General features: G+C 41.6%; 11 protein-coding genes and 1 riboswitch. Of the genes, 1 reads left to right on the top strand and 10 read right to left on the bottom strand.

Annotated features, from left to right (window positions below; translation table 11 throughout):
• The 10 genes from QZ327_RS09905 to QZ327_RS09860 all read right to left on the bottom strand — a co-directional run.
• On the bottom strand, positions 1 to 1435 hold a 1435-nt coding region (locus QZ327_RS09905), incomplete at its 3' end, for a restriction endonuclease subunit S (protein WP_294618891.1).
• Complete coding sequence (locus QZ327_RS09900) at positions 1432 to 1908, bottom strand: Fic family protein (RefSeq protein WP_294618890.1); 477 nt, start codon at positions 1906 to 1908, stop codon at positions 1432 to 1434. The genes QZ327_RS09900 and QZ327_RS09905, both read right to left, overlap by 4 nt.
• A complete protein-coding gene (locus QZ327_RS09895) occupies positions 1901 to 2917 on the bottom strand; it encodes a hypothetical protein (protein WP_057250139.1) in 1017 nt (338 codons plus the stop codon). Before QZ327_RS09895 ends, QZ327_RS09900 begins: the two co-directional genes overlap by 8 nt.
• A gap of 15 nt (positions 2918 to 2932) precedes the next feature.
• Complete coding sequence (locus QZ327_RS09890; RefSeq protein WP_057250137.1) at positions 2933 to 4441, bottom strand: class I SAM-dependent DNA methyltransferase; 1509 nt, start codon at positions 4439 to 4441, stop codon at positions 2933 to 2935.
• A 2-nt stretch (positions 4442 to 4443) separates the two neighbouring features.
• Entirely contained in the window at positions 4444 to 6762 is a 2319-nt protein-coding gene (gene hsdR / locus QZ327_RS09885; protein WP_294618889.1) for an EcoAI/FtnUII family type I restriction enzme subunit R, read from the bottom strand.
• A 14-nt stretch (positions 6763 to 6776) separates the two neighbouring features.
• Positions 6777 to 6983 carry a helix-turn-helix transcriptional regulator gene (locus QZ327_RS09880; RefSeq protein ID WP_057250134.1) on the bottom strand — a complete coding sequence of 69 codons (207 nt, stop codon included), beginning with the start codon at positions 6981 to 6983 and terminating at the stop codon, positions 6777 to 6779.
• Positions 6984 to 7080: 97 nt separating this feature from the next.
• The gene (locus tag QZ327_RS09875; protein ID WP_122118425.1) at positions 7081 to 7827 is read right to left on the bottom strand and encodes a hypothetical protein; all 747 of its coding nucleotides are present in this window, start codon (positions 7825 to 7827) and stop codon (positions 7081 to 7083) included.
• A gap of 407 nt (positions 7828 to 8234) precedes the next feature.
• Positions 8235 to 8660 (bottom strand): hypothetical protein, encoded by a 426-nt coding sequence (locus QZ327_RS09870; RefSeq protein ID WP_294618888.1) that lies wholly within the window; start codon positions 8658 to 8660, stop codon positions 8235 to 8237.
• Between the two features lie 91 nt (positions 8661 to 8751).
• Positions 8752 to 13626, bottom strand: a complete 4875-nt coding sequence (locus QZ327_RS09865; protein WP_294618887.1) for a RecQ family ATP-dependent DNA helicase — start codon at positions 13624 to 13626, stop codon at positions 8752 to 8754.
• A 52-nt stretch (positions 13627 to 13678) separates the two neighbouring features.
• Entirely contained in the window at positions 13679 to 14911 is a 1233-nt protein-coding gene (locus tag QZ327_RS09860) for a Cof-type HAD-IIB family hydrolase (RefSeq protein ID WP_294618886.1), read from the bottom strand.
• A 591-nt stretch (positions 14912 to 15502) separates the two neighbouring features.
• Positions 15503 to 15702, top strand: a riboswitch (cobalamin riboswitch).
• A 57-nt stretch (positions 15703 to 15759) separates the two neighbouring features.
• Here QZ327_RS09860 and QZ327_RS09855 point away from each other — a divergent pair.
• Positions 15760 to 17772, top strand: coding sequence for a TonB-dependent siderophore receptor (locus QZ327_RS09855; RefSeq protein WP_294618885.1), 2013 nt, complete (start codon positions 15760 to 15762; stop codon positions 17770 to 17772).
• Positions 17773 to 17774 lie beyond the last annotated feature (2 nt).

Here is a 17774-nt window from a genome sequence, read left to right as displayed (position 1 = left end):
GTACTGTATTACTTGTAAAATAGTAATAAAGGTATTGAGGCAGAACAAACTTTTTCATTGCCCGTATAATAGTAACGTGGCTATCAGCAACAGCCAATTCATAAGGATTTAATGTTTGCCAATAAATAGCCATTCGCCCTAATGTTCCCAATCCGGTAGAGTTCCACATTAAATCTCCGTTCTGCAAAATTCGTTCTTCACTATACGATGATAAAGTATCTGGATCTATGAATTGAGCTTTATCTATTGAAAATCCACTCCATTGATTACACTTTTGTGCTACAACAGGGTATTTCTTTATCAGAGAGTACTTAGGAGACTTACCTCTTTGGATGTAAGAGCATATATCATTAAGTCTTACCCAACTCCAACTATCAGGAATTTCAAATGGAATCTCGTCAGTAATATCCATTTCTGTATTTTCGTTCTTCTCGAAGTACTTGTTATCGTCACCTTTATAGATGATAGAATCAGTCAAAGCTGATTTCTTTAACTTGCCCTCTGTGGCAAGTTTCTGCTTTTCTTTCCGTATTCGTTCAAGCAACATAGAAGCAGATTCTTCTGTAGAATCTTGGGGTACTAACTTGCCTTGTATTGCTTCTTGTAAGATTGATTTCTGTAATTTCACATTAATTCGTTCGTTCAGATAATTTAATGCATCTTGTTTTTTATCATACCGTTTTACTAAAAAAAGCACCTCTTTTAGTAACTCTACTATCCTCTTCTGTTCGCTTATAGACGGAACTGGAAATACAATGGATTTCATGCTTTCATAGGTAAAATGTTTTATTGTTTGCCCTTGTCCAACAATATATCCGATATTGCGATATAACTCAAAAACAAACTTATAGAATATTGGGAATAGCCCACAATAAAATCTGATACGATGTAGGGCATTTTGATAATACATTTCCTCATCTCTATCCCATACACAGCATCTTCCATAATCTCCGCCTTCACATATTAAGAGGTCCCCTTTGTGTAATCTATATTTTGACAACTCATCATCACGCAATTTAAATGTTTTAATCTTTGATAAATCTATCCCATCCCAATAAACATTTATAGAACATAAATATGGGTATTCCTGACCAATGTTCTTTCCTCGATCGAGCATTTTTCCTAATTGAGAAATACCGATTGTGTTAATCCGTGCCCATTCCCATCCCTGCGGAATCTCAAAGGGAATCTCCTCATCAATACACTTCACCTCGCCCGTAGCAAGAAACTTCTCATAATAAGAATTGTCCTCACTACGGTAAATGATAGATTCGTTTTTATCTTTTTTGATTTTTTTTTCCTTGACCAGCCTGGCTTTTTCGGCTCTGATACGTTCAAGAAGTACAGATGCCGGTTCGTCATTAGGATCTTGCGGTACAAGTTTGCCCTGTATCGCCCACTGGAGTATGCTGTTTTTAAGTTGCTTTCCGTTCATTGTTCGTAATCCTCTCCTTGTATTCCTAACTTTCCTTTGCTCATGGCATTGGCAATATCTATTTTTAGTTCTTCATCATAGTCTTTACTTGTCATAAAACTATTGACGATGCGCAGCAGCAAATCTTGGTCGATATTCGATGCTGCCACATGATAAATGATAGATTCCAATGTACGCATACAGATGCAAGCGTGCCAGTAGTAATTATTTTTATGTAAGAAGTACGTACCCAAAGTCAGTGCAATACGCTTATTCCCATCGTTGAAGAAATGCCCTGAGCAAAATCTATACATCAGATAGGTTAGTTTGTCGGCAAAGGTTGGATAGTATAAATCATTTTGCACAAAATCCAATGTTGCTCGAATACCACCTTCATCACGCACTCCTTCAAAACCACCCTCGCTGGCATCAATCATTTTGCCATAGATGTTTAAGGCTTCATCGTAATCTATGTAAATAATTTCCTTACTCATCTTCTGCCTGCTTTAAGCGTTTAAGCACATCTTTGTTATCCGCTAAGATACGGTCAAAATCAATAGACTGGTCACCGATGAATCGTTCAAATTCCTCAGGAGTAACAGCTTGCAGGTAATCCGCTATATTACCATGATACGCATCCCGGAAACTGAAATCCCTTGAAGCCATTTTTGTCCTGGCATCATTCAGATAAGGTTTCTGCATCGGGTGTTCGGCAAGTTCGTTTACAATACACTCCACTTCGTCAACGGTAAGTAACCTGCCGCCATTTTCCTTGAATCGTTCACTGATAGCAGCACCCACTCCGTTTTCAAAAGAAGAGATAACCAACAGAACCTCTGAATACAAGGTGTGCCGAACATTGTCTTTTGAATCCAACTTCAACACTTCCCGGTATTCCTTAGCATTCTCCTTGAATACAGCCTTGTATATGAAATCTGTAATTTGAGAATATTTGTATGTGGGATGTCCGTCCACATATTGATTGATGGCAGAAGTGAGATTTTTACGATAGTTTTCCTCTGTTATTGCGGCAGGAAGGTAATGCACATCCCTGCGGTTGATATATTTTGTTCCTCCACCTGTCTTTTCATTGATAGTGGTAATCACAAAATCCAAGATAAGGCTACGGACTTTCTTGGCTTTTTCACTCTCTGTAAGTAGCATACCCATATTCAAGAAAGAGCGGAAATTAAACAGTCCAAGTTGTGTTGTTTTGCTCGCCTCATTAATAAGGTGAGCAAATTCTAACTTAAACTCTTTCAGCTGTTTGCCCTTACATAAAATATATCCGTTATGCTTCAATTCATCAGAATTTGATTGCAGGTAACGATCTATTGTAGATGTGTCAACTTGATAAAAGTCGGCAACCATTTTTTTTGTAAAGCGGTATTCTCCCTCAAAGAGCATTCCTTCTATATCAAGATGCTCTTGTACTTTACTGACCGCAAAACGATTGTTAAGTACATTCTGCCGTTCTATGTTTGAGATGGTCAAATCTTTCATATCACTTCACTATTATCAGTTACACGATTTTATGTCTATGCCGAGAATTTTTTGAATCTCAGAAAGGGTTTTGTCTATTTCATGGTCGAGTGCAGTACGTTTCTCAAAATACTGTTTGAGCAGTTCTGCCGGAGGGAGTATTTCTTCTTCCTCTTTCGGGAACTTGCACTGGTCGAAGTTGCAATCCAAATCAATCAACTGTTGGGCAGTGAACACACGGCTCTTTTCTCCCACTTCATCACTGATAATTTCTTTCCTGTCTTTCCACCATTCCTGAATAGGTAGGGTATGCTCCACCTTCATTGGTTTGGTCTTTGAGAAGTGCTTGTAGCCTTCCGGCATATCCAAGCGATAGAACCATGTCTCTTTGGTCTTGAATCCTTCTTCGCAACCCTCTGCTTCTTCATTATTAAAGAAAAGAATGTTGGTTGCAATAGAGGTATATGGGGAGAATATCGAGCCCGGTAAACGGATGATGGTATGCAGATTGAACTTGCGGAGTAAATTTTCTTTAAGTGCAAGTTTTGCTCCATCCGTACCAAACAAGAAACCATCTGGGATAATCACACCACATCTACCACTAGCTTTGAGGCGGTACATGATAAGGGCTATGAATAAATCCGCAGTTTCACTTGAACGGTATTGCACCGGGAAATTGCTTTTTACACTATCTTCTGTGCTACCGCCATACGGAGGATTCATACCGATAACATCCACTTTATCGCTTTCCTTGAAATCAGTGATATTTGTTCCAAGCGAATCACAGTTAGCTATATTGGGAGCTTCAATATCATGGAGTAACAGATTTGTTATACTCAAAAGATAAGGTAGCGGTTTCCATTCTTGTCCCACGACTGCATTTTGCAGTTTTTCTCCATCTTCGGCAGAACCGACGCTCTTACTCATATAATTGAGAGCAGAGGTAAGGAAGCCGCCTGTACCACTGGTGAAGTCACCAAAGGTTTCGCCCAATTTCGGGTCAAGCATCATCACGATAAAGTCTGTCAAAGCACGTGGAGTATAGAACTCACCTGCATTGCCTGCTGATTGCAAGTCTTTCAAGATTCCCTCATAAATATCTCCAAATGTGTGGCGATCATCAGCATCGTCAAATTCGATTTCATTTACGATGTTGACCACTTGACGCAAAAGCGTTCCATTCTTCATATACTGGTTTAAGTCAGCAAATGTTTCTTGAACAATGCTTTTGGCTCTTGGCGTATTGGCGTCTATCGGAAGATTCTTTAAAGTAGGGAACAGTTTTTCATTGACAAAAGAGAGCAATGCTTCTCCTGTTAATGCTTCACCGTCTTTTTCATCTACTGCCCATTTACGCCAACGCAAATCTTCGGGGATGATAGACTTGTAGTTTTCATCTTTGTATTCCCAAGTTTCTTCCTGAGTGTCATAGACTTTCAAGAAAAACATCCAAGTCATTTGTTCAATTCTCTGTGCGTCACCATTGATACCAGCGTCTTGGCGCATTATATTTTGGATTCGCTTTATGATGTTGTTTACTGCCATTTTTAAGCTGATTTATAAATTTGATATTCTAGTTCTCTGATGGCTTGCTCAAAAGCAACCTTACCGCCAAATAACTTTATGATTTTTGTTGGTTTTCCTATGCTATTGAATGGCGGTATCTCCAAGATGTTCGCCTTCTCAAAGTCGAGAATACCATTCTCTGCATATTTGTCAAGAAGAGCCTCCAATACTTCACGAGCTTTACCTTCGTACTTCCCGAAGTAATTACGCTTCTTTACATTGTTTGCTCTCTCTTTTCTTGTTAATGGCGGTTGGTCAAACGCAACGTGGCATATCACATCAAAGATGTCGGCATCCTTCAATGCCGGATTAGCTTCACGTACAGCATCTATCAGAATAGCATATTCCTTCAATTCATCCATAATGGCCTGTTTGCGTTCTACCTCCGTCCACGTTTGGATAAAATCATCCAAAGTTTGGTAATGGCGTAATAATTGCTTTTTAGCAAACGACTGAACACTTTCCGTTCTCATCGTCTTACCATCTTCTCCTAACACTGAAACGATTTCATGGGCAATGCGAATATTCTTACCGCTGATAAGATATTTCTCACGAGGCTCAGATACTATTGGAGTTTCTGGAGCATCAATGATTTTGTAAGGTTTGGTTTTTTCCCCTCCTCCTTTTGGTGGTTCCGGGTCGCCATCAAATGCTGGATCTTTGAATTTTGCGGTAGCATTGCGGAAATCAAGGATTTCCAAATGCCATTTGCCCTTGTCTTTTCTAAGTCGTGTGCCTCGTCCAATGATTTGCTTAAATTCAGTCATAGAACCAATTTCTTTGTCTATGACGATTAAACCACAAGTTTTGCAGTCCACTCCTGTAGATAAAAGTTCAGATGTGGTAACAATTACAGGATAAGGCTCATCCACACTAATGAAATTGTCCAGTTGTTTCTTACCTTCTTTATCCTCACCAACAATACGTGTAACATAGTAAGGCGACTTTTTACATAAATCGCTATTCATATTGATAAGCAGCGTCCGCATTTCGGCAGCTTCCTCAATATCAGAACAGAATACTATTGTCTTTGTCATACGACCAATGTCATGTAACATTTGGGTTATCCTATGTGCTACTACTTTACGCCTTAACTTGATGGCAAGATCACGACCTATATTCTGTCTTTGATATAGTTTCTGTTCAATCTCCTTACCCAATAAATCTATTTCACCTTCTTCTGGAGTCCATCCTTGTAAATCAACATTAATAAAGTCTGCTGTAACCCTATATGGAGCTAAGAAACCATCTTGAATGCCTTGAAGAAGTGAATAGGTATATACTGGTTCACCGAAATAATCCAAGTTGTTCGCTCCTTCGTCTGCTTTCGGTGTGGCTGTCATACCAATTTGGGTAGCCGAACTAAAATATTCCAACACCTTGCGCCATGCGGAATCGTCTTTTGCACTTCCTCTATGACACTCATCAACAATAATTAAATCAAAGAAATTTGGCTGCACCTCCAAGAATGGGTCTGGTTTACCCTCTTTCCCGACCAATTGGTGGTATAAAGCCATATACACTTCGTATGACGAATCAATTTTTTCCTCCCCCTCTCCAACAGAAGTTATCTTGGTCATAAACTTCTTGAAAGGCTTGAAGTCTTGCACCATTGTTTGGTCAATGAGGATATTGCGGTCTGCAAGATAAAGAATCTTTTTCTTAGCCCCACTTTTATGAAGACGATGGATAATCTGGAAAGCAGTAAAAGTCTTACCAGTACCGGTAGCCATTACCACAAGTACACGTTGTTGCCCTCTTGCGATGGCCTCTACTGTGCGATCAACAGCTATACGTTGATAATATCTTGGTTCATGGCTATGGGCATCATAGTAGAAAGGAGTTTCTATTATATTGAGTTCATCCGATGTATAGTTCTTAGATGCCAGATAACGGTTGTATAGTTCTTCCTCAGTCGGAAAGTCCTCTAACTTGATTTCTGTTTCTTTCCCCATAATAAAGTCATGTTCCAAGAATGCATCACCATTACTAGAGTAGGCAAATTTCAAGTCAAGGATTTGGGCATAATCCATAGCTTGTTGAATGCCACCTCCAACTGCATGTTTATTATCTTTAGCTTCAACTACCGCTATTGGCTTACCTTTATGGTATAATAGATAATCGGCTTTTTTCCCCTCTGCTACTGAATGTTGGTTGCCAACAACAAGTACTCGACCATCCGTGAAATAATACTCTTCACGCATATTTACACTTACCGCCCATCCTTTTTGTTGGAGTGCAGGAGTAATGAACAGAGTGCGTATCTCTTGTTCTTTGAGTTCTTTCTTGTTTACTTCCATGACAATAAGTTGTTTTATGATTTGCAACTGCTGACAAGCAAGTCTTTCACGTCAATATTAAGAACATTGGCTATATCATTAAGCGTTTTAAGGTCTGGCTGAACCGAATTGCTGCACCATTTACTGATAGTACAGTTGGACTTCCCAATTTGCTCTGCAAGCCATTTTCCTGTTTTCTGTTGCTCTGCAAGTACTACTTTTAATCTATTTAAATTAGCCATGAAGTAAAATGTTTTAATTCGAGAGCAAATTTATATAAATTGTCTGACAGTATAAGCAACTTCCGATAATAATTATTATCAGGAAGCAAAAAAAGGATTAGATAGCGTATTTTGATAAGATATTTTCGTCAATTTCAATCTTATGCCGTCCAGTAGTAGTGCGCAGATTTTTTCTAACAGTGTCAAATGTAGAGTTAGCGAACCATTCGGTAAATGTCGCCATCACAAAGGATGTAGTCATATCTCCACCTATATTATATTGGAAAGCGATATTCCAAGCGAAGTTCTTCAAAGAGATTTGGGTGATAGAACTGTGTTTCTTGATATGAATTTCAGTCATAGAAAGAACTCGCTTATTGGTCACAAAATAACGAACACATTCACATATTTGGAAAATCTCAGTTTCATCCAAATCAAAACGTTTAAATGTATCTCGTGTGTATTTCAAAATAGCATTAAGTTTTTCATCATCTTCTTTCTCTTTTTGCTGCTGGTATTGTTGTTGCTCACGCTGGTATTCATAGTGAAATAACTCCATTTGTTTTTTCTGAACTTCTTCGCTGTTTGAGATAGGAAAAGAAGCTAAAGCCAATGTCTTCTTACTATCCCTTTTCTTAACTGATACCCAAAATGATGGAGGGATGGTTTCTATAATATATCTTGCCACGATAATGCAGAGATGATACAGGAGTTTTAGGATGATATATCCGGCAACCATAACAAATGGCAGCAAGCTCATCCGTATGCCAAACTTATCGCATATTTGAAAAGCGACCATTGAAGCCAGTAGCACAGCCATAACTTCGATAGTTAGTGAATGGAGTATATGTCTTTTTTGCTTCATGCCTATTGTTTTTTATTTCCAATGCAAAGGTACGATAGATTTTCATAAAAAACGATAGATAAATCGTAGGTGCATTTTTGCAATCATATAGTAATCACTGCTTTTTGAAAATAAAAGCATAACAAGAGAAAATATCCAAGTCTATTTGAAAACAAGAGAAAACAGAAATTACACAAAAGAGGTGTAGTTAAACTAAGTTAAAGTTCTTCTTGGGCGTTTTTTCTGTCCTATATAGGCTGAGATATGGAGTAATCGAAGTAAAGCAATCATATTTGTACCAAGTAGTGCGTAAATGATTTATATTCAATAGTTATTATCTTTGAGGAAGTCAAATGATTCCGATAAGGAAACAGATAATAAATAATAAGCAAAAGCGTGCAGCTCAACGAGTTGCACGCTCTTTGCGTTTATGGGGGCATGTCAATATGTCCTATTTTAGATTCTACTCCCTCTCTCTTTTCATGTTTTTGAAATAACCCATATCCGAGAAACGACAACAAGAAAGATGGTATTATTGTAAGTATTGCAATAAAAATCATGAAACTAAAGAAGATATAAACATCCGACAATAGTTCGTTAAATTTAAATGAAGTATAGAATAATGCCGATATCCATAATGTCAGAGAAACACAGAATAGAAAAACACCTTCATACACTAAAGCGAATTTGACCCAATGTTTGCCGTTTACCAAAAGCCAAGTGATAATACCACAAATGCTACATAGTCCGGCTACAAAAATCTTGAACTCCATATCCGAACCTTTTCCAAAAAATAAGTCAGCAAGCGGCAAAACTACTGCCGCATAAACAAAGGTAAATCCTTCAAAATCCAAAATCGTTTATTGGTCAGTTTCATTGAGTCGTAGTAGTTCTCTAATTGATTTGATAAATTATGAATAATGTGATAATTTCAAGCGTTTTAGCTTATAAAGAAAGCATCAAGTCAGCCAAAAGAACAACCGTTTCCGGTTCATCTTTTGGAGCGTCTTTAGATTTCCATGCCACCACGAACCGTACAGATGCGGATTTTACCTTGTAACCTCTTTGTTCCCATTCGGATAATGTATCCTGCATTTTTGATGATAACTTAGCTATAGGTTTATCACTCAATGAACTATACAAAAAGAAATTACTGTAAGTCAAGGAGTCTCCTCCTCTCAATGCCAAGATTTCTTGTTTTCGTTCTTTGAAGAATCCCAAATTGACATCTTTATGGGAGAGTTGCAGTACAATTTCTTCAGGCATGTCATATTGCCGCTGGTCCATAAGATACCGGTCAGCACCCAAATGATTGAAACAATCGCCGTTTGTATGTATGAACAGCCGGTTTTTCGCACGGGTTATTCCTACGTAGTATCGACGCATCAGATGGGCATCCTTTACATAATTGTCGGATATGAGCATATACACATCGTCAAACTCCCTGCCTTTTGCCTTATGAATGGTTGACACCACAACGTCGGCTCCTGATACATCGCAGAAGTCTTCCACTGACGACTCAAATACAAATTCTTTGAAGTCACTGAAATATTTAGTCTTGTTGGTTTGTTCAAACTGGTCTACACAACGCTTCACATACATCAAGCTTAGACTCTTGTCATAAGTAGAAAAGGTGTTATGCTTGGCTTCCTCCCACAGTTCTTCCGTGATTAGCGGTGTTTTTATCCGCTTGTTTATATACCTCAGAAAATATCTCATTTCCGCCATGTTCCAAAAACGTAAACCGTCCATTGATTGTATCAGTTTACTGTTTATACCATGTTTCCGCAAAAGAGCCATCAGGATAACGGCCTCTTCATTTGTTTGGGTCAGCACGCAAGAAGTTCCTTTATCCCTATGCTGAAGCAAGTTTTCGACGAGCGGCTGATACATATATTCCGATTGATAGCGTATTACTTCCACCCAACCTTTTTCTTTTCTCATGGAGATAATTGGCGTACTTTTTATCCTTTTATGTATGTTTTTCAAGAATCCGTTGGCAAAATCCACCGGCTGACGCGCACTGCGGTAATTTTCGGTCATTTCTATAAATGCGCTTCCGCTTTCTTGTGCCAGTTGGTACATATAACCGGAATCGGAACCGCGGAATTCATAGATGTTCTGGTCATCGTCTCCCACTGCTATCACACGCATCTCCTCATTATTAGTCATTAAAGCCTTTACAAGCGCATGCTCTTCGGCTCCCATATCCTGAGCCTCATCTATGACCAACACCGTCTTTCCAATCTTATTGGGTTCCACTTCTCCTTGACATATCATCTCAGCCGCCTTTGCAACGACATTTCTTGAATCTTCAAGATTTCCTATCCGTCCCAAAAGGTCGAAACAATAGGAATGGAATGTTTTTATTTCGACAAAGTGGGCGGCGTTGCCTATCAACTCCATGAGTCTTTGTTTGAATTCCGTAGCGGCAGCCCTTGAAAATGTCAACATCAGTAGCTGTTCGTGTTTCACATCTTCAAGTAACAGGAGTGAGGCCAGTTTGTGAACCAATACGCGTGTTTTTCCGCTACCCGGACCGGCTGCGACTACAATACAACGTGAACCCTTATCGGAAATAATATCCATTTGCCGTTTGGACAATTGTCCGAACAATTGTTTGTACTTCTGTGGTGTCAAATTACGTTGTATCTCGCTTACTCTGTCACCTTTGAAATATTTTGTGACAAACTTCCTGTAATCCATTTGGAAATAGTCTTGAACATATTGCAGTGCTGCATGATAATCTCTCACCATCAGATTGGCATATTCGCCTACAATATGCACTTGCTGGATTTTCAACTTGTAGAATTCGTTGAGCATCCGGTAGTCGTCTTGCTTGTATCTCGACTTGTTGTCCTTTATTCTTTGGATATTCATGGCATTATAAAGTACCAAAAAGCCGCCTTCAAGTTTTAGTGAACCGATTTTCGACAAATACAGAAGTGCCTCTTCTACGTCTTCCAATTGAATGTCATCAAGTCCGCCGAAAAGGGATTGAGAACTTGATTTTATTTGGTTCAAAAGTTCTACTACGGAGAACTGGATGGCTTTGCCGGGCACGTTTTCCTTTTCTGCATCAGAAGCTAATTGGTACAACCATTCCACGGCAAAACGGCTTATTTCCAATCTCTTCTCAAAGCGTCTCATAGTAGTCTCCAAGTCCGCTTGACGACTTATTTCCATATTGCGGACCGCATCTTCTTTCTTACGGGTATAACCTTTGACGGTGAGGAAATAGAGTAGCGTCCGGATATCTTTTTCTTTGGATGTGTTGATTCCGTCGTTCACGGCGTTTTCATTCAATTGCTTGCATGATATTCGCAAAATTCCATCGGGAATATGATTAAGGATGTATTGTTCAAGTTTAGCAAAACGTTCGAGGAGCATTTGCGACTTTCGTTCCGAGTCTCCCGCATCCAGCAAATAGGCGGATATATCTTTGCTGTCTGCCAATATTCCTTCTTGCCGCATGCGTTCCACGATGGATATGACTTCTCTTTTGCTTAGCCCCAAGATGTCTGCCAGATAGTCGATTCGTGATTCTGCTTCCGAATCCTGAGCTTTAGCGATATGCTTTTGGGATATCAATGATTTGATGATGCGGACCGACTTCTCTATTTCATCACTGCCAAAGAGTACTGACGCCGATATGCGTTCTCTTGCCTCGTCCATGTTTTTTACCGTAATTCCCGTGGCATATACATGAGGCACATTGTTCCCTCTTACCAAATATCCGCTTTGTTCCAATGCTGCCAATGCAGTTCGTACGCGGGTCTCAATGTCAGATACCGAATCGTCCCATCCTGCTTGCCGGGCAATTTCCAATGCAGAACAGTTGACTTTCATACGATGTTTGGTAAGGTTTTTGACAGTTTTCCATACCTGTTGTATTTCACTAATGCTGAGTTTCGTTTGGTTTAGCAATATAAAATGCTTATCCAGGTCATTGTCACTATAAAGCACATAACAACGTGCACTGAGACTTGGGTCACGACCGGCCCTGCCTGCTTCTTGAACGTAGTTTTCCAGAGAGTCGGAAATGTCATAATGTACCACGAGACCTACGTCTTTCTTATCGACTCCCATACCAAATGCAGACGTGGCCACGATGATGTGTGCCTGATCGTTCATGAAAGCATCCTGGTTGGCAATTTTTTCATCCGCATCCATCTTACCATTGAAAGGCAGTGCCTTGTAACCGTCGCGGGTCAATTTCGTAGCCAGCTCCTTTGTCCGTTTGGTACGTGATACATAAACAATTGTCGGGCAATCGGACTCTGCTACAAGCCCTCTCAGTTTTAAATACTTGTCATTGTCATTTTCTGCATGTATGACGGAATAGTGCAGGTTGGTTCTTGAAGCCGTTGATGCGAACAGTTCTAAGTTCAAGTCCAAGGTTTGCTTGAAATAGTCGCAGATATCTTGTATCACTTTCTGTTTTGCCGTAGCCGTAAAACAGGATACAGGTATCGGGTGCTCGCATTTTTTCTTTTGCTGGTATTTTCGGATGAATTTACCGATGTAGAGATAGTCAACCCTGAAATCCTGCCCCCATGAAGAAAAACAATGTGCTTCGTCTATTACAAACCTTACCACATGCCGGGCTGTCAATATTCTCTCAATTGTTTGGGAACGAAGCATTTCGGGAGATATGTACAACAGTGAAGCTTCCCCGTCTTGCACTCTTTGTATGGACAGCGACCGTGTGATAGGATCTAACATTCCATTGATGGTTACGGCATCCGTGATGCCTCTGTCGGCAAGGTTGTCTACCTGGTCTTTCATCAGGGACTGCAAGGGAGAAATGACAACCGTCAGTCCGTGCACGGAGCGTCCTGCCATAAGTGCCGGCAATTGGAAGGTCAGCGACTTACCGCCACCGGTAGGAAATATTGCCAGTAGCGATTTACCCTCTACCGCAGCTTGGGCAGCCCGTTCTTGTAGAGGTTCGCCTTCGTATGTCCGGAAGCGTTCATATCCGAAAAATAATTTTAGGTTATGGAGTACATCCAATTGTGTGTGGCAGTAGTTGCAACCCTTGTTGCAGCTGGTGTGGCGTAACAGTTTTATGATAAATTCCACTTCGGGATAGTTGTGAAGCACCCACCCGGGTGTGACGGAGCGATAATCTGTCGTATCAATCAGAGCCAATGCGTATGCCAATCCGCACGGGTATCGGTTGATGAGCATATCAAGGTCGGCGTGCTGGCAAATCTTTCCGGCATAAAGTTCTTTTATAAGTTCAGGTATTCCTTTATGGATATACTCCGCACTTACCATGCCGAGAAATCCCTCAAACTCCTTCTTGTCTTTCAGCAGCGATGCGAATAGCATACGCTTCTCTTTCGGCAATGAATTCCAGCATGCTATTTCATCCCATAACAGATCCTTTGCTTTCTTGCAATCGTTTACCGGATTGTTCATCTGTTCGCAAATCAGTTTGTCATCTTTCACAAGCCTATGGTAAGGACGTTCCGGAAACAATAAAGGTGAGATATAAAGCGTATCAACTAAAATCCGGCGGCATGTGTTGTCGGTAAACAGGTACTTGGCATCATGGTGGATGATATTGTGGCCGCAGATGTAATCTATGCCGTTTAAGAAAACAAACAGTTCTTCTTTCGAGGTTTTATGGAATGTCGTGCCATCGTGTTTCAGCGCTCCTATATCATGGATCTTATGGTCTTTCAAGCCGACTTCCACATCTACTATTGCATAATTGCGGGCACTACATGGTGCAGAGGTGGTTTTGTTGCCAATGATATTGTTTTTATCCTCGGTTTTCTTAATCCCTATGAGTTTGCTCCATATTGACATACATCAATATAATAATTGGTTATAACTTGAATTTGTTATTTATCTTTCCGGCTTATCTTTTCTTTAATACGCTATTTACCACTCTGACAGAAGAAACAAGTTTATTGGTAGAAGTAAACACATCTACATTCCAGACATGGGAAGAACGTCCTTTATGCACGATAGTAGCTACCGCCCGTACGGTATCTCCTTCGTGTGCGGAGGAGATGTGGTTTCCACTGACTTGCATGCCTACAACTATTTCATCGGGTTGGCAGGTAATCATGGAACCAAGTCCGGCAACGGTTTCGGCAAGGGCAAGGGTTGCGCCGCCATGCAGGATGCCAAAGGGCTGGCGTGTACGCTGGTCTACGGGCATGGTCGCTTCTATACGGTCTTCCGACGCATAGGTATACTGGATACCCAGATTGCCCATCAGTGCATGGCGCGCTTGGGCATTGAGCAGGTCGAGAGGTATCTCGGCGGCATGAACCTCCGCCAAAATCATTTTCTCGACGGCTTGCGCCACGCCGTCTTCTTCATTGGAAGCCGTCACATAGTCGGCGCAAGCTTTTACAGAGTCCTGCGAATGTCCCATAGCTATGCCTAAACCGGCAATTTGCAACATATTGACGTCACATACTCCGTCGCCGATGGCAATTACTTCCTCACGGGCAATGCCCAGGTGTGACAATAGTGCGCCTACGGTATTTGCTTTATCAACTCCGGGAGGTACGACCTCTAAAAAGTAAGGTTCCGAACGAAATACATCCAGAGTTCCGCCCAAACGTCTTTTCCAATGTTCTTCCAGACCGGTCAATGCTTCTTCATCGTCACCCACCAGCATGCACTTGCATGGTGCAAAGTCTATTGCTATGGAAAACTCCTCTTCCGGAATGATTTTCAGGTTATTCAGCGTGGCTTCGGTGCGGATATGCTCATTGTCCGGACTGTCTGTTACTATGGTATCATCGTGGTAGGTAAATATGGCAAAGCCATTCTTACGCGCTTTCTTCTCCAAGTAGGGCAGCATCTCCGGGTTGATTCGCCGTTCGAACAGGATTTCTCCATTCTGCGCACTGATTATCTGGCAACCGTTATAGGAGACAATGTAGCCCCCATAGTTGCCCAGTTCAAGGGTTTTTGCCAATGGCATGAGGCCGTATGTAGGTCTGCCGGACGCCAATGCGATGCGCACACCCATTTGTTGCACCTTGAGCAAAGCTGCAAGCGTGCGTTTGCTGATTTCTTTTGTATCGTTGAGAAGTGTTCCGTCTACATCGAGAACTAATAATCTGTATTTCATATCGGCTTGTTTTGAGGTTATGCAAACAAAGTTAATAAAAGGATGGTTAAGACAAACGGATTTTAGTCTATTTTTACGAAACTTATTGCTACATACCACGTTTTTTTAGTTTACAGGAGTCAGAGGAGTTGTCTCCTCTCTTCCTCTGACTTCTGATAAATCCCGTAAATAAAAGCCCCGTGACTGACAGCCTCTTTTTCCCCAGATGTTCCCACTTAATTGGGAACGTGTTCCCTGCACGTTGGGAACATATTCCCAATGAGGTGGGAACACATTCCCAGCAAGCTGGGAATAAAGTTCCACCGTGCAGGGAATGGCTGGCACTCGTATATTGCTGATAATAAGTATTTTGTTGTGGTTGGTCTGCCCTTATTCCGTTTGTTCTTCACCGTTCCGTTTCCGTTTGTCCGCTTCCGCCTGTCTGTTTGGGCGGTCTCTCCGGTCGTGTTCCTCCGGTGTGACTGTCGGCTTTTAACGCCTGTTCCAAAAGGAGATAACTCCTTCTAACTCCCTTTAATACCTGTAAATGAAAAAGCCGTGCAAGACCACGGATTTTTTTGTTTGAAGATAGCTTTCTTAATATAAATATTCCTATCTTTGCCGCTGTTTTGTTCTGCATTCCTGTTCAGGGATGCGGATGAAAAGGGAATCGGGTGAAAGTCCCGGACAGTCCCGCTGCTGTAAGTTCCGTTAAGGATGTATTAAAATACCAACGCCACTGTTCTTGAAGGATGGGAAGGCAATACATTTAGGAATAAGTCAGAAGACCTGCAAAACGAAGTTAAGAAATTGCCCGCTCGAGGAAAGCGGTCAGTGTATGAATAGTATAAGATACCTTTATTTATCTCATGGTAGAAAGAGCTAAAGCATGGATAGCCTGTGCTGTTGCTTTCTTTTATGTATATTCTCTGTCCGCACAGATGGTGGAGAAAGATACGGTAACGGGGAAAGTGCATCAGATAGAGAGAGTGACAGTGACAGCCCGCAGGTTGCCCAACAGAGTAACCACGGCAGTACCCGTACAAACTATGTCGCAGCAGGATATCAGCAGGCTTGGCATACAAAATATGGCAGATGCCGTGCGGCGTTTTACCGGTGCGGATGTGAAAGACTATGGTGGAATAGGGGGATTGAAAACCGTTTCCGTCCGTAATATGGGAGCGGCACATACGGCTGTCAGTTACGATGGGGTGGTTGTAGGCAATTGCCAGGCGGGACAGATAGACATCGGTCGCTTTTCGTTGGATAATGTCTCTATGCTCTCTTTGAATATCGGGCAGCCGGAAGATTTGCTGCAATCGGCACGAATGTATGCTTCGGCAGGCGTATTAAGCATTGAAACGGAAAAACCTCATTTTGAGGAGGGACGTAAACAGGCATTTCGGATACAGATGCGGGGGGGCTCATTCGGATATGCCAGTCCTTCATTCCGCTGGTGGCAGAAATCGGGAGCACGTACCCGTTTTTCTTTAGACGCTAATTATATGCGTGCCGATGGCAACTATCCGTTTACATTGGTCAACGGAAAGTATGTGACAAAAGAGAAACGCAATAATTCTGCCATCTATACCTATCAGGTAGAACCGGCTTTATTCCATACCTTTAAAGACAGTAGCAGCCTGGAACTGAAAGCCTACTATTTCTATTCGAAAAGAGGGTTGCCCGGTTCTGTGACGCTTTATAATCCGATTTCGGACGAAATGCTTTGGGATGAGAATGCGTTTGTGCAAACCCGTTATAAAAAGCAATTTTCACAGAAATGGTCTATGCAGATACAAGCCAAATATAATCATGGGTGGAATAAATACGAAGACAAGGGCAATGAGTATGTAGACGGGGTGTACCGTGCCGTCCACAGGCAGGATGAATATTATTTGTCGGCAACCGCGTTATACCGTCCGTGGAGTTGTTTGTCTTTCTCTTTGGCGCAAGACGGGATTGTTAATAAGTTGCGCAGTAATTTGCCGGACTGTCCTTTTCCTACAAGATATACTTCATTGACCGCTTTCAACGCACGTTATCGGCAGGGTGGGGTAACCGCTACCGGTTCGCTGATTTATACCAATACCGCCGAACGGGTGAAAACGGGCGATGCGCCTGCCGATTTTCAACGTCTGGCTCCTTCTTTGGCGGTTAGCCTGCAACCTTGGCGCGACCATTCGTTTTTCTTGCGGTTAATGTATAAAAGTACGTTCCGCATGCCTACGTTCAATGATTTGTACTACTATCGGTTGGGCAACAGGAACTTGCGTCCGGAAAAGGCTAATGAGTATAATATAGGTATAACATGGAGCAAGCCTGTTTTCTCCTTTTTGGATTATATGTCGGTTACGGTTGACGGCTATTATAACGATGTGACAGATAAAATCGTTGCATTCCCTACCACTTATGCGTGGAAAATGGCTAACTATGGAAAGGTTCGTGCTGCGGGAATGGATGCTACCTTGGCAACGGCAACCTCGCTGAGTAAGGATATCACGCTTGTCATATCCGCCGGATATACCTTTCAGAGAGCTGTTGACCTGACCGATCCTGCTTCAAAAAGTTATAAAGACCAGCTACCTTACACGCCGGAACACAGTGGGAACGTGTCTGCCATCTTGGAAATGCCGTGGGTGAATGTGGGATATTCCGTTGTGGGGGTGAGTGAACGATATAGCATGTCGCAGAATATACCGGAGAACAGGATTGATGGTTATATGGAACATACTGCCAGCTTGTCCAGGGATTTTTCTTTGAAGCGTTGCAAGCTGCGCCTGCAGGCGGAAGCCGTCAATTTGACAGATGCACAGTATGATGTGATAAAGTATTATCCTATGCCGGGGCGTTCGTGGCGACTGACGGGGACAATTGAATTTTAACC

The organism is uncultured Bacteroides sp. (genome assembly GCF_910578895.1).
GTDB lineage: Bacteria > Bacteroidota > Bacteroidia > Bacteroidales > Bacteroidaceae > Bacteroides.
Note: the sequence above shows the minus strand (reverse complement) of the source record. Positions and strands in the feature narration are given on the sequence as shown.